Below are 25,307 nucleotides of genomic sequence, written 5' to 3' on the forward strand. Positions count from 1 at the left end.
TATTTTTTATCTGTTATCTATTTAAATATACCCAACCTGTAATTGGTTTTCTAACGCCGTCATTAAAGTAAATAATGTAGAAATAAGTTCCTGTTGGTACTGGTTTACTATCGTTTAGAGTTAATCTACCCGTAGAGTAACCGTCCCACCAATCTGGACTCGTTTTACCATTATTACTATACTCGTACACTTTATTACCCCATCTATTAGATATTTCTAATTTAAAATTAGGATAATTAGCTAGTGCAGGTATTACAAACGTATCGTTGTTACCGTCTCCGTTTGGAGAGAATGCATTCGGAACCAAGTCACAATTTGTAACATCCATATGATCTTGAATTTGATCATTGTCACAATCGAACATGTATTCATCGATAGTTAATATTCCATCATTATCATCATCAATATCTTGGAAATCTTTTTTATCATCGGAATCCGTATTTCTAACAATATAACTTAAAATACCGCTATCATCAAACGTTTCTAAATCGTTAAATAATCCGTTCAATCCAGAACCTGTGTCAGAACCATCTATAACTCCGTCATTATTGGCATCTGTTGCACCAGAACCAGATTCTTCTAAATCTGTTAAACTATCTCCGTCTGAATCTAAATCTAAATGATCTGGAATACCGTCACTATCAGTATCTAAACTATTGTCACCTCCGTTTTCGATAAAATCTGGAATACCATCATTATCATCATCTAAATCTACACTATCAGGTACGCCGTCTCCGTCGGTGTCATCAGCATCTAAATAATCTGGAATTCCGTCTAAATCATCATCATCATTGTTTAAGTTAGAATCTCCGTTATTATCTTCATCTATAGTTTCAATACCATCGCCATCATCATCGGTATCTAGATAATTTGGTATACCATCTTTATCGGTATCATCATCTGTTGGATCTCCATTGATTAAAGCTACATCTTCATCCGAAGTATCAATACCATCTCCATCGTCATCTGTATCTAAGTAATTTGGTATACCGTCTTTATCAGTATCATCATCTGTTGGATCTCCGTTAACAGAAACAACATCTTCATCTATTGTATCAACTCCATCACCATCATCATCTGTATCTTGAAAGTCTGGTTTACCATCTTTATCTGTATCAACAGGTGTATAATCTATAGTTCCGCTTTCTGGCGTTACCTCAACTCCGTCGAATAATCCATTAGAACCAGAACCAGTATCTGCACCGTCTATTACACCATCATTATCAGCATCTAAAGCTCCATTACCAGCTTCTACAACATCGTTTACACCATCACCGTCTGAATCTAGATCTAAATGATCTGGAATGCCATCATTATCTGTATCTCTTAATGGATCACCATTTTGCTCAACTGAATCTGGTATCCCATCATTATCATCGTCTAAATCAATATTATTAGGAATTCCATCTCCATCTGTATCACCTTCTACCGTAATTGTTACCGTTTCAGTTTTACATACTGATGGACTTACAGCTGTATTACAAACTGTATAATCTATTGTTACTGTTGTTCCTTCTTCTCCTACGGCTGGTATATAGGTCATCTCTCCGGTTAATGGATCAAAACTTACAACACCTGCAGCAGTTCCTGTTCCGGCATCTGTTAGTGTCGTATTAGTTCCTGGTAAGTAATCATCATTTGCTAATACATTTACAACACCTGGTGTATTAATAGTTACTACTAGCACATCTGAACTTACGGTTGGAACTAGTGGATTTGGATCTGATGAATCTGGATTACCATCATTATCATCATCTAAATCTGTAACATCTGGATCGCCATCATTATCATTATCTGGTTGAACTGTAATTGTTACCGTTTCAGTTTTACATACTGATGGACTTACAGCTGTATTACAAACTGTATAATCTATTGTTACTGTTGTTCCTTCTTCTCCTATCGCTGGTGTATAAGTCATCTCTCCGGTTAATGGATTAAAACTTACAACGCCTGTAGCAGTTCCTGTTCCAGCATCTGTTAATGTTGTATTAGTTCCTGGTAAATAATCATCGTTTGCCAATACATTTACAACGCCTGATAAACCTTCTACAACCGTTAACACATCTGAACTTACGGTTGGAACTAATGGATTTGGATCTGATGAATCTGGATTACCATCGTTATCATCATCTAAATCTGTAACATCTGGATCACCATCATTATCATTATCCGATTGAACTGTAATTGTTACCGTTTCTGTTCTACATACTGATGGACTTACAGCTGTATTACAAACTGTATAATCTACTGTTAGTGTTGTTCCTTCTTCTCCTATCGCTGGTGTATAAGTCATCTCTCCGGTTAATGGATCAAAACTTACAACGCCTGCAGCAGTTCCTGTTCCAGCATCTGTTAATGTCGTGTTAGTTCCTGGTAAATAATCATCATTTGCTAATACATTTACAACACCTGATAAACCTTCTACAACCGTTAACACATCTGAACTTACGGTTGGAACCAATGGATTTGGATCTGATGAATCTGGATTACCATCATTATCATCATCTAAATCTGTAATATCTGGATCACCATCATTATCATTATCTGGTTGAACTGTAATTGTAACTGCTGTCGTTTTACATACTGATGGATTTACAGCTGTATTACAAACTGTATAATCTACTGTTACTGTTGTTCCTTCTTCTCCTACCGCTGGTGTATAAGTCATCTCTCCGGTTAATGGATCAAAACTTACAACACCTGCAGCAGTTCCTGTTCCTGCATCTGTTATTGTTGTGTTAGTTCCTGGTAAATAATCATCATTTGCTAATACATTTACAACGCCTGATAAACCTTCTACAACCGTTAACACATCTGGACTTACAGCTGGAACTAATGGATTTGGATCTGATGAATCTAGATTACCATCATTATCATCATCTAAATCTGTAACATCTGGATCGCCATCATTATCATTATCTGGTTGAACTGTAATTGTAACTGCTGTCGTTTTACATACTGATGGATTTACAGCTGTATTACAAACTGTATAATCTACTGTTACTGTTGTTCCTTCTTCTCCTTCAGCTGGTGTATAAGTCATCTCTCCGGTTAATGGATCAAAACTTACAACGCCTGCAGCAGTTCCCGTTCCTGCATCTGTTATTGTTGTATTTGCGCCTGGTAAATAATCATCATTTGCTAATACATTTGCAACACCTGATAAACCTTCTACAACCGTTAATGTTTCTGGACTTACAGCTGGAACTAGTGGATTTGGATCTGATGAATCTGGATTACCATCGTTATCGTCATCTAAATCTTCACTATCTGGTATTCCGTCATTATCTGTATCCAATGAATCTAAATAATCTGGTGTTCCATCATTATTATCATCATCATCATTAAAGTTACCATTGTTATTGTTGTCTTCATCCTTAGTTAAAACTCCATCATTATCGTCATCTTCGTCTAAATAATTAGGTATCCCATCATTGTCAGAATCGTCATCCGTTGGATCTCCGTTAATACTAACAACATCTTCTTCTAGAGTATTGATACCATCATTATCATCATCTATATCTTGGAAATCTAAAACTCCATCTTTATCTGAATCTTGCGGGTTATTGATTGTTGTACCGCTTTCTACGCCATCTTCTATTGCATCAAATAATCCGTTTGCACCAGAATTTGTTTCTGCACCATCAATTCTTCCATCGTTGTCTAAATCTACTTGTCCAAACCCTGACTCTATTAAATCGCTTATACCGTCACCGTCTGAATCTAAATCAAGAGAATCTGGAATGCCATCTTTATCTGTATCTCTTAATGGATCTCCATTTTGTTCTACTGAATCTGGAATTCCGTCATTATCATCATCTAAATCTACGCTATCTGGCACACCATCGTTATCATTATCTTTAATTTCTCTGTAATCTACTTCTGGTGTAGATGTATTATCAAGGTCTGGTAAATCTATTGCACCGTTATCTTGATCATCATTTACATCAAATAATGCACCTGCTGTGTTATTGTCATCATAACTATCTAATAAACCATCTGCATCAGAATCATTATTAACAGTTGCCTTAACAAAACCGGCTTCTTCTGTATCATTTAAACCATCATTATCTGAATCTAAATCTAAATAATCTGGATTAAAATCACCTTCTGTATCTACAGGTATTAAACCGCTTATTACAGCATTGTTATCGTAAGCATCTATTAAACCATCCATATCTGCATCTGCTGTTGCAGAAATTGGCTTGATATAACCTGCTGTAGTTTGTGCTTCTACGTTATCAGGAATTCCGTCGTTATCTGAATCAATATCCTTATCATCTGATATTCCGTCTCCGTCGCTATCAATACCATCATTTACTGTAAATAATGGGAATGTTCCAGGACCTGAGTTTTCTGAAGTTCCGTTGGTTTGTGATGGAGAGCTTGATGCTGTATTTCCTTCAAACAATCCGTTTATTGCACAACCAGAGAATAACACAGAACCTAAGTTTGTATTTGATGATGCTGATAATAATTCTGCAGAGAATCTAATATCAAAAGCAGAAGTATTATAGTAACCAAAGTAAGTTGCTAACCTTGGTGATACATCTACACCTGCATAAGTATCATCTGGTCCCTCAAAAGTTACTAAACCAGTTGCTGGGTTATCTGTAACATTTAATAATGTTTCATTATCTACCGCATATAAACCTGGTCTAGAAAGTATCACAGACTCTCTAGCGTTAGCTCCATCTATATCAAATATGGCACCACTAAATCTACTAATATTGTAAAGAGTGTTAGTATTATCGTTAACTAATGTAACTCTAAATGCCATTTCTGCTTTATTACCTGTTGGTGTTGGCACAGTGTATTCTGGTTGCCAAGCATCTGGATTACCTGTAGTAGAATTATCTATAGAAATTAATGAAGCTCCTCCTTTAATGTCTGTAATTTCTACAATTGCATCTAAAATTCCACCCGTTCCACCGAAACCTGTAACATCTACAACATTTTCAAAACGATATTTAGCTCCTATAGAACCCGAACCAGAAACACCTGTTCCTGCCACATAAGTTGGATTTTGGAAACTTACGTTAGGTAATATACATCTAGGGTCGTTTGCTGATGACGAAGGAATATATCCTAACGATTCAACTACATCTACAATTCCATCATTATCATCATCTATATCTATATCATCTGTTATACCATCACCATCTGTATCTATTTGCACTCCGAAAGTAATTTTATCTCTAAAATCTACTTCTGCTGTTCCTGGATCTTGATCATTAGGGAATAATGTAACATCTTGATTATTATTTGATGCTGCATCTTGATCTGATAAGCCGCCTGTGTTTAAATCAAACGCATCATCTAAACCATCTCCATCTGAATCTACTCCTGAAAATACATTTCCATTGTCTGCAACATTATCTCCATCTGTATCATAAGCTTCAACCGTATCTAGAACACCGTCGCCATCTGAATCTACATCTGTATAATCTGGCGGATCAATACCATCTGTATTTAATGGGAATCTAATTGGGTTACCAGATCCTGGTGCAGTTTCATAAACATCTGCTAAACCATTGCCATCTGAATCTGCTCCTGGTGCAATGTAACCCACTGTAGTTTGCCATTCGATGTTATCTACAATTCCGTCATTATCTGAATCTAAATCTAAATAATTTGGCAATGCATCTGAATCTGCATTTTCTGGATTATTTACTGGAGATCCTGTTATAGAACCACAAGGCGCACAGTCTAAATCGTAAGCATCATCGATACCATCTTTATCTGTATCTACACCTGAAGGAGCCACATACGTTAATGGATTTTGCGCTTCGATGTTATCTATAATTCCGTCTGCATCTGAGTCTAAATCTTTGTAATTTGGAACTCCGTCGCCGTCTGAATCTAATACTGGTAATGGATTGTTAGCAATTGCATCATCTAAACCATCATTATTAGTGTCTGTAAAGTTATCTACTTTACCGTCTCCATCTGCATCAACTCCGCCTGCTTCAACTAAGTCAGAAATACCGTCATTATCTGAATCATTATCAAACTGATCTATAATTCCGTCTTTATCTTTATCAAAGTTATCGTCAATTCCGTCATTATTTTCATCTAAAGTAATGTTGTCTGGATCTTTATAATCTGGAATTCCATCATTATCGGTATCTGCTAATGGATCATTTCCTCCATTTTCAACAACATCTGAGATTCCGTCATTATCATCATCTAAATCAACACTATCAATAATTCCGTCTCCGTCTGTATCTGGAAGAACTGTAACAGTTACTTGTGCTTCATTAGATAAAAGACCATTATTATCCTCTACCGTATAAATTACATTAGCCTCACCTGTAAATTCTAATTCTGGTGTAAATACTATATTACCAAGATTATCAACAGTATAAGTTCCTTCACCTGCAATAATTAATGGTGTAGTAGAATTACCTGTATTGCTAGCATTATTAGGATCTATTAATGTTATTGTAGATGCATCTATAGTACCATCAGTATCTGTATCATTTGCAGTTACAGTTGCTATTGTTACTGGTGTATTTTGAATTGTTGTTTCAGTATCATTACCTGCAACTGGTGCATCGTTTTCTCCTGTAACAGTAATATCTAATGTTGCATCACTATTTTCATTTCCATCTGAAACTGTATAAGTAATCTGAGGAACATTACCTGTAAAGTCTAATGCAGGTGTAAAAGTATAACTACCATCAGAATTTATAATTAAATCTCCTTCTGTTAAAGAAATTGTATTTCCTGCTGGTGTATCTACACCTCCTACAGTAAATTCTAATATTGTTAACGGAGTTCCTTCAACGTCATTATCATTAATTAATAATCCGTTTGAAGCGTTTACTGCTAATACAGTATCTTCTGCAGTTGTATTAACATCTGCAACGGCATTTGGTGCATCATTTACAGCTGTAATTGTTATTCCTATTACTGCTTCGTTAGAAACTAAACCTTCATTATCTTCTACTGTGTACTTAATATCTGCAACACCATTAAAGTTTGGCAACGGTGTAAAAACTACATTACCTAAAGTATCTACAGAATAACTACCAACACCAGATATAACTAATGGGTTAGAAGAGTTACCTGTATTTGCTGCGTTGTTAGGATCTATCAATATAATAGTAGTTGCATCGATAGCTGCACTATCATCGGTATCGTTATTAGTTATTAATGATACATTTACTGGTGCATCTTCATTACTAGTATTTCCTAAATCATCTACAGCAACTGGTGCATCATTAACACCTGTTACAGATATGTCTAAAGTACTTGTTGTTGATAATGAACCGTCTGTAACTGTATAAGTAACTTGAGGCACAGCACCTAAGAAATCTGTTGCTGGGTTATAGATATAACTACCATCTCCGTTTACAGTTATTGCACCTTCTACTAAGTTTACTGTTGTACCTGCAGCATAATCTGTTCCGTTTATAGTAAACTGTGTTAATGTTAAAGGCGTACCGTCTGTATCAGAATCATTAATTAACAATCCTGCAGAAGCGTCAACATTTAATTGTACATCTTCTGGTGTTGTTTTAGTATCTGCAATAGCAACAGGCACATCATTAACAGGAGTAATATTTAATGTTAATGTACTACTAGAATTGTCTGTTGGTGTTCCGTCTGAAATTGTGTAATTAATTACCGGAACCGAACCATTATAATTTGCTGTTGGTACAAAAGTATAACTACCATCTGCATTAATTGTTATTTGACCTTCTGTAATTGTTGCTGTTTCTCCGGCAGTATAGTTTGTACCATCAATCTGAAAAGTAACTACAGTTAATGTTTCTCCTGGATTCGAATCGGTATCATTATTTAATAAACCATTTACTGCATCTACTGTTAAAGTTACATCTTCTGATGTAGATTCTGCATCTGGATTTGCAACTGGTGGCAAGAATGATTTTGGCACTGTAATATTTACAGTTGCAGAGTCACACAAGCCATTAGTATCACAAACTTGATATTCGAAAGAATCTGACCCTTTGTTAAAACCAGGGTTTGGAGTATAAGTTATTGTATTATCTCCGTTAATTACCACAGTACCATTTGCTGGCTGAGTAACAATTGATGAAACATTTAACACGTCTCCATCTATATCTGTATCATTTGGTAAAACAGCTATTACTACTGCAACTCCAGGGTCTGTTGATGTTACGTCATTTGTTGCTACAGGCGCATCATTTATAGGAGAAACTGAAATATCTAATGTTGAGTTTGCTGTATTTGCACCATCTGTAATTGTATAGGCAATTTGTGGTAAAGAACCATTAAAATTAGCAATTGGTGTAAATGTGTAACTACCATCAGAATTTATTAATAAACTTCCTTCTGCTAAAGAAACTGTGTTTCCGGCAATATAAGTTGTACCGTTTACTGTAAATGTTGTAACACTTAGAGAACTGTTTTCTGTATCAGAATCATTAGTTAATAATCCGTTTGCAGCAGTAACCGTTAACGGCGTGTCTTCATTTGTAGTATTTGTATCTAAAACTGCAATAGGTGCATCGTTAATTGGATTTACAACTATATCTAGCGTACTCATCACAGAATTTAACCCATCATTTGCTGTATAAGTTACTTGTGGTACATCACCATTAAAATTAGCGGTAGGCGTAAATGTATAACTACCGTCTGATTCTATTTGTAAAACACCTTCTGTTAAGCTAATTGGAGCTCCTACAGTTTCTGAATTACCATTGATAGTTAACGCTGTAACAGTTAAAGTATCATTTTCTAAATCTGTATCATTAGCCAGAATACCGTTTACTGCTGATACTGTTAATGGAGTATCCTCATTCGTATCATTTGAATCTGCGATAGCAACTGGAGCATCATTTACTGCAGTTACAGTAATATCTAAAGTTCCTGGTACCGTTGCTGAACCATCTGTTACATTGTATGTAATTTCTGGTACCGTACCGTTAAAATTAGATGCTGGCGTAAATGTGTAACCTCCATCAGAAGTAATTTTTAAAACTCCTTCTGTAAAAGTTGCGGTTTCACCAGCGCCATAAGTTGTACCATCTACAACAAAAGCTGCTATACTTAATGGATCTCCGTCTAAATCTGAATCATTTGTTAACAATCCGTTTGCTGCAGTTACAATTAACTGCGCATCTTCTGTTGTCGAATTTACTTCGTCTACAACTACCGGATTATCATTTACTGATGTTACTGTAATTCCGATTGTTGCAACATTTGATGTCAATGGCGTTCCGTCGTTATCCTGAATTGTATAATTAATATTTGCTGGTCCGTTAAAATTATCTGCCGGATCAAATGTTACATTTCCTAAATTATCAACAGAATAAGTTCCAACTCCTGCAATTAATAATGGTATTGCAGTGTTTCCTGTATTTGTTGGATCGTTTGGATCTATTAAAGTAACTGTTGATGGATCTACAGCAACATCATCTGTATCATTATTACCAATTGTAGCAACGGTAACATCGGTATCTTCTAATGTTGTTGTTCCTAAATCATTTACTGCTATTGGTGCATCATTAACAGGTGTAACTGTTATATCTAAAGTTCCAGGAACTGTTGCAGAACCATCTGTAACATTATATGTTATTTGCGGCACTACTCCGTTAAAGTTAGTTGCTGGTGTAAAAATATAACTACCATCTGATGAAATTTCTATAGAACCTTCTGTTAAACTTACCGTTTCACCTGCTGTGTAAACGTTTCCTCTAACTTCAAAAGTTGCTATACTTAATGGATCTCCGTCTAAATCTGAATCATTGGTTAACAATCCGTTTGCTGCAGTTACAATTAACTGCGTATCTTCTGTTGTCGAATTTACTTCGTCTACAACCACCGGATTATCATTTACTGATGTTACAGTAATTCCGATTGTTGCAACATTTGATGTCAATGGAGTTCCGTCGTTATCCTGAATTGTATAATTAATATTTGCTGGTCCGTTAAAATTATCTGCCGGATCAAATGTTACATTTCCTAAATTATCAACAGAATAAGTTCCAACTCCTGCAATTAATAATGGTATGGCAGTGTTTCCTGTATTTGTTGGATCGTTTGGATCTATTAAAGTAACTGTTGATGGATCTACAGCAACATCATCTGTATCATTATTACCAATTGTAGCAACGGTAACATCGGTATCTTCTAATGTTGTTGTTCCTAAATCATTTACTGCTATTGGTGCATCATTAACAGGTGTAACTGTTATATCTAAAGTTCCAGGAACTGTTGCAGAACCATCTGTAACATTATATGTTATTTGCGGTACTACTCCGTTAAAGTTAGTTGCTGGTGTAAAAATATAACTACCATCTGATGAAATTTCTATAGAACCTTCTGTTAAACTTACCGTTTCACCTGCTGTGTAAACGTTTCCTCTAACTTCAAAAATTGCTATACTTAATGGATCTCCGTCTAAATCTGAATCATTTGTTAACAATCCGTTTGCTGCGGTTACAATTAACTGCGTATCTTCTGTTGTCGAATTTACTTCGTCTACAACCACCGGATTATCATTTACTGATGTTACAGTAATTCCGATTGTTGCAACATTTGATGTTAATGGCGTTCCGTCGTTATCCTGAATTGTATAATTAATATTTGCTAGTCCGTTAAAATTATCTGCCGGATCAAATGTTACATTTCCTAAATTATCAACAGAATAAGTTCCAACTCCTGCAATTAATAATGGTATTGCAGTGTTTCCTGTATTTGTTGGATCGTTTGGATCTATTAAAGTAACTGTTGATGGATCTACAGCATCATCATCTGTATCATTATTACCAATTGTAACAACGGTAACATCAGTATCTTCTAATGTTGTTGTTCCTAAATCATTTACTGCTATTGGTGCATCATTAACAGGTGTTACTGTTATATCTAAAGTTCCAGGAACTGTTGCAGAACCATCTGTAACATTATATGTTATTTGCGGCACTACTCCGTTAAAGTTAGTTGCTGGTGTAAAAATATAACTACCATCTGATGAAATTTCTATAGAACCTTCTGTAACATTTGCAGTAGTTCCTGCTGTAAAAGTAGTTCCTCCAATTTCAAATTCTTTTACAGAAAGTACATCTCCATCGATATCTGTATCATTATCTAATATTCCGTTTGCAGCATTTACTGTTAACGTAGTATCTTCTAAAGTAGTTTCATTATCTTGATTTGCTATCGGAGCATCATTAATAGGATTAACAGTTATATCTAAAGTACTAGTTGCGTTTGGCGTTCCTGTACCATCTGTAATTGTATAAGTTACTTGTGGTACTGCGCCATTAAAATTAGTTGCTGGTTCAAAAGTATAACCACCACCTGCATTAATTGTTAAATTACCTTGTGGTAAATTAGCTGTACTTCCTGCTGCATAATTTACACCTCCTGCAGTAAACTGTGTTACTGTAATAGCATCTAAATTTGCATCCGTATCATTCTTAATTAAGCTTTTTGCATCAGCATCTACTACTACTAAGTTAACTTCTTCATCTGTTTGATTAGTATCTGGATTTGCAACCGGAGAGAATGCAGATTGTGGTACTGCAATTGTTACAACAGCGGTATCTGTTCCTCCATTTCCATCAGAAATTTCATAAGTAAATGTGTCTGTTCCGTTGTTAAATCCTGGTTGAGGTGTATATGTAACTACATCGTCTGATGTATCTGCAGGAGTTCCGTTATCAAAAATTACAGCGGTACCTTTTGTTGGTGCAACAGTAATATTACTTATTGACAAAATATCTCCATCTAAATCAGAATCATTTGTTAATACCGGAATATTTACTGAAATATTTGGATCTGTAGATGATGTATCATCTAGCGCCACCGGATTATCATTTACAGGCGTTACAGTAATTTTTAATGTACTGTTTGCTGTATTTACACCATCTGTAGCTGTGTAAGTTACAGTAGGTACAGCTCCGTTAAAGTTTAAAGCTGGCACATAATCGTAACTACCATCTGTATTTAAAGTAATTGTTCCTGATGGAATTGTAGCAGTTTGTCCTGCTGTGTATGATGTTCCAGATACTGTAAATTTACTTACAGTTAATGCATCTCCATCAATATCAGAATCGTTGTTCAATACTCCATTAGCTGCGTTTACACTTAGCGTAACATCTTCTGATGTTGTATCTGTATCTGCAATTAATGTTGGTGTATCATTTGTTGGATTTACTGTAATAATTAATGTTGCTGTTGCAGAATCTGTTCCGTCTGAAACTGTATAAGTTGCTGTTTGTACAACCCCGTTAAAGTTTGGTGTTGGAACAAATGTATAACTGCCATCTGTATTAATTGTTAAATCTCCTTCTGCAACAGAAACTGAATTTCCTGCTAGAACAGTTGTACCTCCAATTTCAAATTGCGTTACGGTAATTGAATTTGTATCAATATCAGAATCATTTGTAAGAACACCATTTGTTGATGCTACATTTAAGGTTACATCTTCATTTGTTTCATCTGTATCTGCAATTGCAGTTGGCGCATCATTTACAGGATTAATAGACAATGTTAAAGTGCTATTTGCTGTATTGGCTCCATCTGAAATTGTGTAATTAATAAGAGGAACAGCTCCATTATAATTTAATGCTGGCGTAAAGTCATAACTTCCGTCTCCATTAATCTTTAAAACCCCTTCTGTTATTGTTGCAGTTGCACCCGCTGTATAAACTGTACCGTTTACGGTAAATTGAGTAACAGTTATAGCATCACCTTCTGGATCAGAATCGTTATTCAATAATCCGTTTGCAGCATTTACATTAATTGCAACATCTTCATCTGTTGAATTAGTATCTGTATTTGCAATTGGCGAATCATTAACAGCAGTTACGTTAATATCTAATGTTGTAGATGCTGTTAAGACACCATCTGTAATTGTATAAGTTACTTGAGGCACAGCTCCGTTAAAGTTACTAGCTGGCACATAAGTATAACTACCATCAGAATTTAATTTGATTGTTCCTGCTGATGTAGTTGCAGTTTCTCCTGCTAAATAAGATGTAGTTTCTACTACAAAACCAGTTAGATTAATAACATCTCCATCTAAATCAGAATCATTTTTAAGTACTCCGTCTGCTGGTACAACATTTAAAGCGACATCTTCTGTAGTTGAATTTGTATCTAAAATTGCTGTTGGTGCATCATTTGTTGCATTTATTGTTAACGTTAATGTACTATTAGCTGTGTTTGTACCATCTGTAATAGTATAATTAACTACAGGAACAGCGCCATTATAATTTAATGCTGGTGTAAAACTATAACTACCATCTGCATTTATTTGTATATCTCCTTCTATTATACTTGCTAAAGTTCCAGCAGTATATTCTGTTCCTCCAATTGTAAATTTAGTTACAGTTATTGGGTCATTTTCTGGATCTGAATCATTATTTAATAATCCGTTTGCTGCTGTAACATTTAATGTAACATCTTCGTTGGTTGCATTTGTGTCTACGTTTGCAAATGGCGAATCGTTTATTGGAGTAACATTAATATCTAAAGTTGATGTTGAAGTATCATCACCATCTGTAGCCGTATAAGTTACAGTTGGCACCGCACCATTAAAGTTAGTTGCTGGTGTATAAACATAACTACCGTCTGTATTTAACCTTAAAGTTCCTTCTGTTAAGTTAGCTGTATTTCCTGGTGTATAATTTGTACCACTAACTGTAAATTGAGTTACCGTTAAGCTATTATTTTCTTTATCTGTATCGTTACTTAAAACTCCGTTTATTGCAGATACATTTAATTGAATATCTTCTTGTGTACTATTTGTATCTACTACTAAATCTGGTGCATCATTAATTGGTGTTACTTCTATTTTTAAAGTTGTATTAGAAGTATTTGTACCATCAGAAACAGTATAAGTAACTGTAGAAACTGGTCCGTTAAAATCTGTTGTAGGTGTATATTCATAACTACCATCAGAATTTAATTTGATTGAACCTTCTGCAAAGTTTGCTGTTTCACCTGCATTGTAAGTTATACCAGCAACAGAAAATTGTGACACAGTTAATGGATCTGCATCAATATCAGAATCATTATTTAAAACTCCGTTTACTGCATTTACGGTTAATACTGTATCTTCTGATGTAGTATCTGTATCTAACACTGCCGTTGGCGCATCATTTACAGGAGTTACACTAATATTTAATGTACTTGTTTCTGTTAATGAACCATCAGAAACCGTGTAAGTTATTTCTGGTACATTCCCGTTAAAATTTAATGCTGGTAAAAATGTATAACTACCGTTTGCATTTAATTTTAAAGTTCCTTCTGTTAAAGCAATATCTTCTCCTACGTTTTTAGGTGTGCCTCCAATAGAAATTGCTGTCACTGAAATTGCATCACCATCAACATCAGAATCATTATTTAAAACTCCGTTTGCTGCTGCTACAGATAATAATGTATCTTCTAAAGTACTGTTTACATCTGGATTTGCATCTGGCCTATCATTAATAGGGTTTACTGTAATATCTAATGTAGATGTTGTAGTTGTTATACCGTCTGAAACAGTATAAGTAACTTTCGGAATAACTCCATTAAAGTTTGTTGCAGGAGTTAAAGTATAACTACCATCAGAATTAACTACTAAATCTCCTTCTGTAATAGAAGCTGTATTACCTGCTAAGTATGTAGTTCCATCAATAGAAATCTGTGTTACCATTAAAGGATTTCCGTCAACATCAGAATCATTACTTAGAACACCGTTTGTTGCATTTACATTTAGTGTGTTTCCTTCATCAACAGAATTTACATCGGCTGTTGCAACAGGAACATCATTTGTTCCGTTAATAGTAATTCCAATTGTAGCTTGATTTGCAGAAACTAAACCTTCATTATCTCTAATTGTATATTTAATATTTGCATTTCCATTAAAATTGGCTACTGGAGAAAACAAGACATCTCCGTTGTTATTAACCGTATAAGTACCCACATTTGCAATTATTAATGGATTCGTAGAGTCACCAAAATTAGAAGCGTTGCTTGGATCTATAAGTCTTATTGTTGATGGATCTACAGAACCATCATCTGTATCATTGGCACCAATTGCTGTTACAGTAATTGGGTTATCTTCATTTCCTGAATTCCCTAAATTATCTACTGCTACTGGCGGATCATTTACCGGTGTTACAGAAATATTTAATGTTGCATCTACATCAACAGTACCGTCTGTTAATGTATAAGTAACTTCTGGAAAGCTTCCATTAAAATCTGTAGCTGGTGAAAAAGTATAACTACCATCACTTAAAAGTGTTAGTGTACCTTCTGTAACCGTTACAGTTGTTCCTGCAGCACTAACTGTACCGTTAATTTCAAATTCTTTTACAGAAATTGCATCTCCGTCTAAATCATCATCATTATCTAAAACTCCATTTGCAGCAGTTACATTTAAAACTGTATCTTCATTTGTTGTATTAGTGTCGTTTTCTGCAACTGGTGTATCGTTTACAGGTGTTACTTCTATATCTAGTGTACCAGATGCATCTGTTGTTAAACCAGAATTATCTGTTACAACATATGTTACTTGAGGTATATCTCCATTATAATTTAATGCTGGTATAAATTCATAACTTCCGTCTGCATTAATTTTTAAAGAACCTACCGCTGGAATAACTGATGTTTCGCCTGCTAATTTAGAACCAGGAATACCATCTACAGAAAAACTTACAACAGATAAAGTATCTAAGTTACCGTCGGTATCATTCTTTAAAACTCCGTTTGCAGCTGAAACCGTTAATGTAACATCTTCTAAAGTAGAATTTGAATCTGGATTTGCAACAGGTGGAAATGGTGAAATAGGAACTGTTACATTTACAACTGCTGTATCTGTGCCTCCATTTCCGTCTGATATTTCATACGTAAAACTATCAGACCCGTTATTAAATCCAGCATTTGGTGTATATTTAACTGTACCATTAGGATTTATACTTGCAGTACCGTTCGCTGGCTGAACTGTAATTCTACTTACAGAAATCGTGTCTCCGTCTAAATCATCATCATTTGATAATACCGGAATATCTATTGCAACTCCTGGATCTGTACCTGCTGAATCATTATTAGCAACTGGCGCATCATTTATTGGTGTTACTGTTATATTTAATGTGCTATTTGCTGTGTTTGTTCCGTCACTTACAGTATATGTTACTTGTGGTACTGATCCATTATAATCTTCCTCTGGTACAAATGTGTAGCTACCATCTGAATTTACTGTCAACGTTCCTACATTTGGTATTACTCTTACTCCTGGTGAGCCTGCTGCAACCGCAACTGTTGTTCCGCCAACTACATATTGAGTAATTGATAATGGATTCGCATCTACATCTGAGTCATTATCATCTATTAATCCGTCTGCTTTTGCTACTGTTAATGTTACATCTTCATTTACTGTGGCAACATCTGGATTTGCTAGTGGCGCATCATTTACTGCATCAATTGTAATAATCTCATTCGCAGCGGCTGTTTGTCCGTTACCATCACTTATTACATAAGCAAATGTTGAGGTTCCGTTGTAATTCGCATCTCCTTTAAAACTAATCGCTCCTGCGGCTGAAACTGTTACGGTTCCATCTGGAACTGTAATGCTTTGTGCTGTTCCTGGTGTTAATGTTATTCCGTTGATACTTGTAATTGAAATCGTATCTCCGTCTACATCATCATCTCCTGTTAATGGTAATAAGGTTACAGCTGTATCTTCATTTGTTGTATATGTATCATCAACAGCTACTGGCGCATCATTTACTGGTGTTACTGTTATATTTAATGTGCTGTTTGCTGTGTTTTCTCCATCACTTACTGTGTATGTTACTTGTGGTACCGATCCGTTATAATCTTCCTCTGGTACAAATGTATAGCTACCATCTGAGTTTACTGTTAACGTTCCTACATTTGGTATTGCTCTTACTCCTGGTGAGCCTGCTGCAACCGCAACTGTTGTTCCGCCAACTACATATTGAGTAACAGTTAACGTGTCTGCATCAATATCTGTATCATTATCATCTATTAATCCGTCTGCTTTTGCTACTGTTAATGTTACATCTTCATTTACTGTGGCAACATCTGGATTTGCTAGTGGCGCATCATTTACTGCATCAATTGTAATAATCTCATTCGCAGTGGCTGTTTCTCCGTTACCATCACTTATTACATAAGCAAATGTTGAGGTTCCGTTGTAATTCGCATCTCCTTTAAAACTAATCGCTCCTGCGGCTGAAACTGTTACGGTTCCATCTGGAACTGTAATGCTTTGTGCTGTTCCTGGTGTTAATGCTGTTCCGTTGATACTTGTAATTGAGATTGTGTCTCCGTCTACATCATCATCTCCTGTTAATGGTAATAAGGTTACAGCTGTATCTTCATTTGTTGTATATGTATCATCAACAGCTACTGGCGCATCATTTACTGGTGTTACTGTTATATTTAATGTGCTGTTTGCTGTGTTTTCTCCATCAGTTACTGTGTATGTTACTTGTGGCACCGATCCGTTATAATCAGCTAAGGGCACAAAACTATAACTACCATCTGAGTTTACTGTTAACGTTCCTACATTTGGTATAGCTCTTACTCCTGGTGAACCTGCTGCAACAGGAACTGTTATTCCGTCGACTACATATTGAGTTATTGATAATGGATTGGCATCTACATCTGAGTCATTATCATCTATTAGTCCGTCTGCTTTTAAGACTGTTAATGTTACATCTTCATTTACTGTGGCAACATCTGGATTTGCTACTGGCGCATCATTTACTGCATCAATTGTAATAATCTCATTTGCAGTGGCTGTTTCTCCGTTACCATCACTTATTACATAAGCAAATGTTGAGGTTCCGTTGTAATTCGCATCTCCTTTAAAACTAATCGCTCCTGCGGCTGAAACTGTTACGGTTCCATCTGGAACTGTAATGCTTTGTGCTGTTCCTGGTGTTAATGGTGTTCCGTTGATACTTGTAATTGAAATTGTGTCTCCATCTACATCATCATCTCCTGTTAATGGTAATAAGGTTACAGCTGTATCTTCGTTTGTTGTATATGTATCATCAACAGCTACTGGCGCATCATTTACTGGTGTTACTGTTATATTTAATGTGCTGTTTGCTGTGTTTTCTCCATCACTTACTGTGTATGTTACTTGTGGTACCGATCCATTATAATCTTCCTCTGGTACAAATGTATAGCTACCATCTGAGTTTACTGTTAACGTTCCTACATTTGGTATTGCTCTTACTCCTGGTGAACCTGCTGCAACAGGAACTGTTGTTCCGCCAACTACATATTGAGTAACAGTTAACGTATCTCCATCAATATCTGTATCATTATCATCTATTAATCCGTCTGCTTTTAAGACTGTTAATGTTACATCTTCATTTACTGTGGCAACATCTGGATTTGCTACTGGCGCATCATTTACTGCTTGAATTGTAATAATCTCATTTGCAGTGGCTGTTTCTCCGTTACCATCACTTATTACATAAGCAAATGTTGAGGTTCCGTTGTAATTCGCATCTCCTTTAAAACTAATCGCTCCTGCGGCTGAAACTGTTACGGTTCCATCTGGAACTGTAATGCTTTGTGCTGTTCCTGGTGTTAATGGTGTTCCGTTGATACTTGTAATTGAAATCGTATCTCCGTCTACATCATCATCTCCTGTTAATGGTAATAAGGTTACAGCTGTATCTTCATTTGTTGTATATGTATCATCAACAGCAACTGGCGCATCATTTACTGGTGTTACTGTTATATTTAATGTGCTGTTTGCTGTGTTTTCTCCATCACTTACTGTGTATGTTACTTGTGGTACCGATCCGTTATAATCTTCCTCTGGTACAAATGTATAGCTACCATCTGAGTTTACTGTTAACGTTCCTACATTTGGTATAGCTCTTACTCCTGGTGAACCTGCTGCAACAGGAACTGTTATTCCGTCGACTACATATTGAGTTATTGATAATGGATTGGCATCTACATCTGAGTCATTATTTAATAAACCATTTACAGTATTTACATTTATAGTAACCTCTTCTTCTTCTGTTGCAGAATCTGGATTTGCAACTGGTGCGTCATTTACCGGTGTTACCGAAATATCTAAAGTAGCTTGATTAGAAACTAAATCATCATCATCTTTAACTGTATATAAAATATCTGCAGATCCGTTAAAGTTTTCTAAAGGAACAAAAGTTACTGTTCCTAAAGCATTTACCGAATAGGTACCAACATTTGCAATTACTAAAGGATCTCCATTAGAACCTGTATTCGCTGCATTATTTGGATCAATTAAAGTAACAGTTGAAGCGTCTATTGTACCGTCTACATCTGTATCATTTGCTCCTATTGTTGTTAAAGTTTGTGTTGCTCCTTCTAAACCAGAAGAAGTATCATTATTAGCAATTGGCGCATCATTTACATCAGTAACTGTTATTCCTATTACAGCCTCATTAGAAACATTATTATTACTATCTTTTACAGTATAATTAATGTTTGCCGCACCATTGTAATTTAAAACTGGTGTGAATTTCACATTTCCTAAAGGATCAACCTCATAAGAACCAATATTAGCTATAACTAATGGTGTACCTGTTGAACCTGTATTTGAAGTATTGTTTGGATCTATTAAAATTACTGTTGATGGATCTGGATTTGTATCTTCTACATCTGTATCATTGGCTACAATTGTTGCAACTGTTATAACTGTATCTTCATTTGTTGTATTGTTTAAATCATCTACAGCAACTGGTGGATTATTGTTTACCGTTAATGTTGCTGGTGGTGTTGATGGGGTTTCACAACTATAATCTGTTTTAGAAACAATTACCTGATATTGGTAATTATTTTCTGTTGTAGATAAGTTAGAAATAGTTAAAGAATTTGTAGTTGCTCCTGCATATTTACCTCCGTTGGTAATATTTGTAAAAGTAGAACCACCATCTGTACTTTCTTGCCATTGAAAAACATTACCTGTTGATGTTACTTCAAAAGTTACACTACCTTGAATAAAACCAGATTGATCTTGAGGTTGCTGACTAATTACTACTGGTGTACCAGCTGTAGTAACATTTGTATTACTACCTGAATATGAAGTAGTAGCACCTGTAACCGTACCATTTGTGGCATAACCTGTACCTGCTACTTCTCCTGATTTTGTAGTACTTTCTATATGACCTGCTTCTCTTACATCTGGACAAGAATCGTTGTCTGAATCTGTATCTTGATGATCAGGTGTACCATCTAAATCTGTATCGAAATTATCGTTAATTCCGTCTGAATTTGTATCAACAAAACCTAAATAATCTGGATCTTTATAATCTGGAGTTCCATCATTATCTGAATCTGCGTCTGGATCTACATTACCTGGCGTTTCAGCTGTATCTAAAATACCATCATTATCATCATCTAAATCTAAAGCATCAGCAACGCCATCATTATCATTGTCTAAAATGTCTCTGTAATCTACATCTCCACCAGTATTTAAATCTCCATCTTCATCTGCAAAATCTGTTTTTGGGTCATTATATATTCCATTAGTGTCATCATATCCGTCTATACTTTCAGAAGTGTTTTCTAATCCATTTACACCTGTAGTTCCGTTAGTTTTTCCATCTCCATTAGTATCTAATGCAGCATTTCCTACCTCTACAATATCTTTTAAAGTATCGTTATCTGAGTCTAAATCTAAATAATCTGGTGTTCCGTCATTATCTGTATCAACAGGAACAACAGCAGTTCCAACTCCGTTTGTAGAATCATAAGCATCATTTAAACCATCTTCATCTGTATCATTTGCTGCTGGTAGAATGTAACCCAAAGTACTTTGTGCCTCTACATTGTCTGGAATAGAATCATCATCTGAATCTAAATCTAGATAATTTGGTAAACTATCTCCGTCTGTATTAGGTATTGTTAATTTTTCACCTGGGTTTAAAGCAGTATCTGCGTTACCATTTCTATCATCATAAGGGTCAATTGCATCTATCAATCCATCAGAATCTACATCATTTAACAATCCTGCACCATATCTTCCATCTCCATCTGGATCTATTCCTCCGGCTTCAATTACATCTGTTATTCCGTCATTATCAGAATCTAAATCTACAAAGTTAGGATTGTCTGCTCCTGCAGTATTTGGTATTGTTAAACTTGAAGTCTCGCTAGTTCCTGTTGTTGCTGTGTCTGGTGAAACTGCTAAAGGAATTCCTTTAGAATTTACTTCTGTATTATCTAAAACACCTGTTCCAGGTTGTCCATTTCCATCTGGGTCAACTGTTCCTCCTGCTTCAATATAATCTGTAATACCATCATTATCTGTGTCTAAATCAAAATAATTAGGTATCCCATCTCCATCTTTATCAGACGGATTTGTTCTTGGATTATTGTCACCATCTTCATTAAAATCTTCATCAACATCTAAAATACCATCGTTATCATCATCTAAATCTACGATGTCATTAATTCCGTCACCATCATTATCTTGAGTAGAAGACTCTCTCCAGTCTCTATCTCCTCCAATAGGATCTGTATCTGGCTGTGTTTTTGCACCACCATTTACGCCAGATTGATCTCCGTTTGTTGCATTATTTGCTGTTGATATTCCTGAAACATTATCAAAAATATCTGCTAAACCATCATTATCTGAATCTGTAAAATTAGCTGGATCTATAATTCCATTTGCATCTGCATCTAAAACAGCATCTATAGAATTGTCTATATTGTTCTCAGAAATATCAAATATCCCATCATTTTCAGAATCTGTATCTGCGTAATCTGGTGCAGAACCACCATCTGTGTTTGTATAACCAATTCCTGTTCCACCGTTATCTACATCATAATTATTATCTAAACCATCGCCGTCTGTATCTACTCCTGAGGGAGCAATATAACCTGTAGTTGATTGTCCTTCTATATTATCAATAATTCCGTCATTATCAATATCTATATCTAAATAATTTTTTACACCATCACCGTCTCTATCTTGATTAAATCCAAAACCTCCTAAAATATTACCAGCAGAATCTGGGTCATTAGTATCTGCTAAACCATCTGCATCTGCATCTGCTGGTATTCCTGTACCAACAATACCATTATTATCTCCATCTGTTACTTGAAAATTACCTTCAAAAGTATCTGGTAATCCATCGCCATCTGAATCTAAATCTAAATAATTAGGAATTGTATCTGTATCTGAATTTAAAAATGTTGGAAAAGTTCCTTCATTATCTATAGTGTCATGCCAACCATTATTGTTTGCATCAACAAAACCATCTACAATACCATCATTAGTGGTATCATTATAAGTTACATTATTAGAAAAAGCTTCTTCTGTATCTGAAATACCGTCGTTATCTGAATCTCTATCTAAAAAGTTAAATAAGTTTGTATTTATATCTGATGCAGCATCTGTATTTATTGGATTATTTGCTGCAACACCACTTTCTGCGGCAGTTTCTAAACCATCTGCAAAACCGTTTGCACCAACACTAACTGCTGCTGCATCTGCAATACCATCATTATTTGTGTCTGCATAACCCGCTTCTAAAACATCTGGAATAGCATCGTTATCTGAATCTAAATCTAAGTGATTTGGAATTCCGTCACCATCAAAATCAAAACCTGCAGCAATACCGTTTCCGTCTAATGTTCCAGAATCTGCATCTAAGTAATTTGGAGTTCCATCATTATCTGCATCTGCAGTTGGATCTGTACCTAATCCTTCAACAGTATCTAAAATTCCATCATTATCTGAATCTAAATCTGCTATATCTGCTACACCATCATTATCTGAATCTACATTTATTGTAATTGTTAATGTTGATGAAGCTGTTCCTGGTGTTCCGGGGTTATTATCTGTAATGTTATATGTTGTTACTGGTACTGGTCCAGAATAATTTGCTGTCGGAACAAACTCATAACTACCATCAGAATTAATTTGCAAAGTACCAACTCCTGCAATAGTTGCTGTTTGTCCTGCGTTATAATTTGTTGCGTCTCCTGCAATAGTAAAAGTGGTTACATTTAAAGTGGTTCCTGCATCAACGTCAGAGTCATTATTTAAAACTCCGTTTGCAGCATTAACTGTTAATGTTGTGTTTTCTGTAGTTGAATTTACATCTGCATTTGCTTCAGGAACGTCATTTACAGATGTTATTGAAATATCTAGTAAAGCTTCATTAGATGCAAAACCACTATCATCATTTATTGTATAGTTGATGTCTGCATCGCCATTAAAATTATCTTCAGGAGTAAAAGTTACATTACCTGCAGCATCTACAGTGTAAGTTCCTTTACCTGCAATTACTAAAGGATTTCCTGTTTCTCCTGTATTTCCTGCATCTGTAGGATCTATTAAAATTATTGTTGATGGCACAACATTGCCATCTTCATCTGTATCATTATTACCAATTGTTGCAATATTAACAGGGTTATCTTCTAATGCAGTTCCTGCGTCTGAATTTGCAACTGGTAAATCGTTTACAGCTGTTATTGTTATATCTGCTGTACCTGTTACTGGTGCTGCTATTCCGTCTGAAACTGTGTACGTAAATTCTCCCGGATCTGCTACTCCGTCGTAAGCAGTTGGTGCATCATAAATTAAACCATCTACTTCTGCTGCAGTTAAATTAGAATTGTTTGCAACAACATCTCCGTTTGCTTTTTTAACAATTCCTAAATTTGGCAAACCTGTAACTGTTATTGTAATTGCATTTGCATCTGGATCTGTAGGTGCCGTTAAACCTAATGATGTACCCGTACTTTCTTCTGCAACAGTAATTGCGTTGCTACTTGCTACTGGCGGATCATTTGTAAAAACAGTTAATGTACCTGCATCTGAAATTGTAGGACAAGCATAAGTAGATTTAGAAACAACAACTCTATATTTGTAATTATTCTGCGCGCTTGTTACACCTGTAATAGTTAATGTATTTGTAGCTGTACCAGAATAAACACCACCGTCTAAAACAGTATTGTAAACTGTACCACCATCTGTACTAATTTCCCATTGAAAAATTGTACCATCTGTAGTTACCGTAAAAGTAGTGTTTTCTCCAACTAAAATATTTCTGTTTGGTGGCTGAGCAGTTATAGAAGCTGCTGTACCTGCCGTTGAAACATTTGTATTTGTACCTGTATATGCCGTTGTAAAACCTGTAACTCTACCGTTTGTTGCGTTATAACCTGAACCCTGAACTTCTCCGGGCATTGTTGAGCTTTCTGTATGACCAGCTTCTAATACATCGTTACAACCATCACCATCTGCATCTGTATCAAATTGATCTATAGTTCCGTCTAAATCTATATCATATCTATCGTCTATGTTATCAGAATTTGAATCTACAAAACCAGAAATTGCAGGATCTTGGTAATCTAAAACTCCGTTATCATTAGTATCAACAATCGGGTCTCCACTTGATGCATTTTCTGCCGAATCTAAAATACCATCATTATCATCATCTAAATCACAACCATCTGCAACACCATCATTATCGTTATCTAAATTATCATCAAAACCATTACATTCATCCACAGAATCTAAAACTCCGTCACCATCTGTATCTCCATCTACAACTACAATAATTTGTGCAGTTTCGCAATTATTTGCATTTGAACTATCACAAATTTTATAAACTAATGTATAACTTCCTGTTGCAGAATTTGCTGGTACAGATACTAAACCATCTGCATTAATTGTAGCACCGGTTAAGCCGTCTAAATCTATTAATGAGACTGTAACATTGGTAGAAGTTGCTGTTACACCATCTATTGTATCATTTGTAAAAACATTACCAGCAGTTCCACCATTAATACCATTTACAGCTGTTGCTGAAAAATCATCATTTGTTGCAACAATATTTGATATTGCAAATACTGATGCAAATGAAATATCATCTTCATGAACATTTTCTGTATGAGCTGCAGTTTCTGCCGTAGTAATTTCTGTACTTGTAACACTAAATACATTATCTACTTTTGTAGCTGTAATATCTGCTGCAGTAATTGTGTAAGAACCTGTGTACACCCAGCTCTCATCTGCATCTAAAATACTATTGTTATTTAAGTCTCCGCTATTTAATGTCATAGCAGTTCCTTTAGAGCTTGAAATCGCTACATTATTTAAAGGAATTGCACCAGAATTATATACCGCAACGCTATAATTAATTATATCGCCGGCATTTTTACTTCCGTCTGGAGTAGTTGCATTTGGCACAATTGTAATCGTTTGAGCGAAACTTGCGCTAATTGAAATAAATAAGAATGCGACAAGCAGAAATAACTGCCTTGTCTTTTTACTAAATTTATTTTTCAAGTTGAAAAGTGTGTACATTTTTTCCATCTTTTTAAATTTATTT

The 25,307-nt window shown here is 35.4% G+C and carries 1 protein-coding gene; it reads right to left on the reverse strand.

All coding sequences use genetic code 11. The features are described 5' to 3' along the window. Window positions 1–13: 13 nt before the first annotated feature. Window positions 14–25,264 carry a tandem-95 repeat protein gene (locus tag WG950_RS08240; protein ID WP_340931576.1) on the reverse strand — a complete coding sequence of 8,417 codons (25,251 nt, stop codon included), beginning with the start codon at window positions 25,262–25,264 and terminating at the stop codon, window positions 14–16. Window positions 25,265–25,307 lie beyond the last annotated feature (43 nt).

It is taken from the genome of Polaribacter marinaquae (genome assembly GCF_038019025.1).
GTDB lineage: Bacteria > Bacteroidota > Bacteroidia > Flavobacteriales > Flavobacteriaceae > Polaribacter > Polaribacter marinaquae.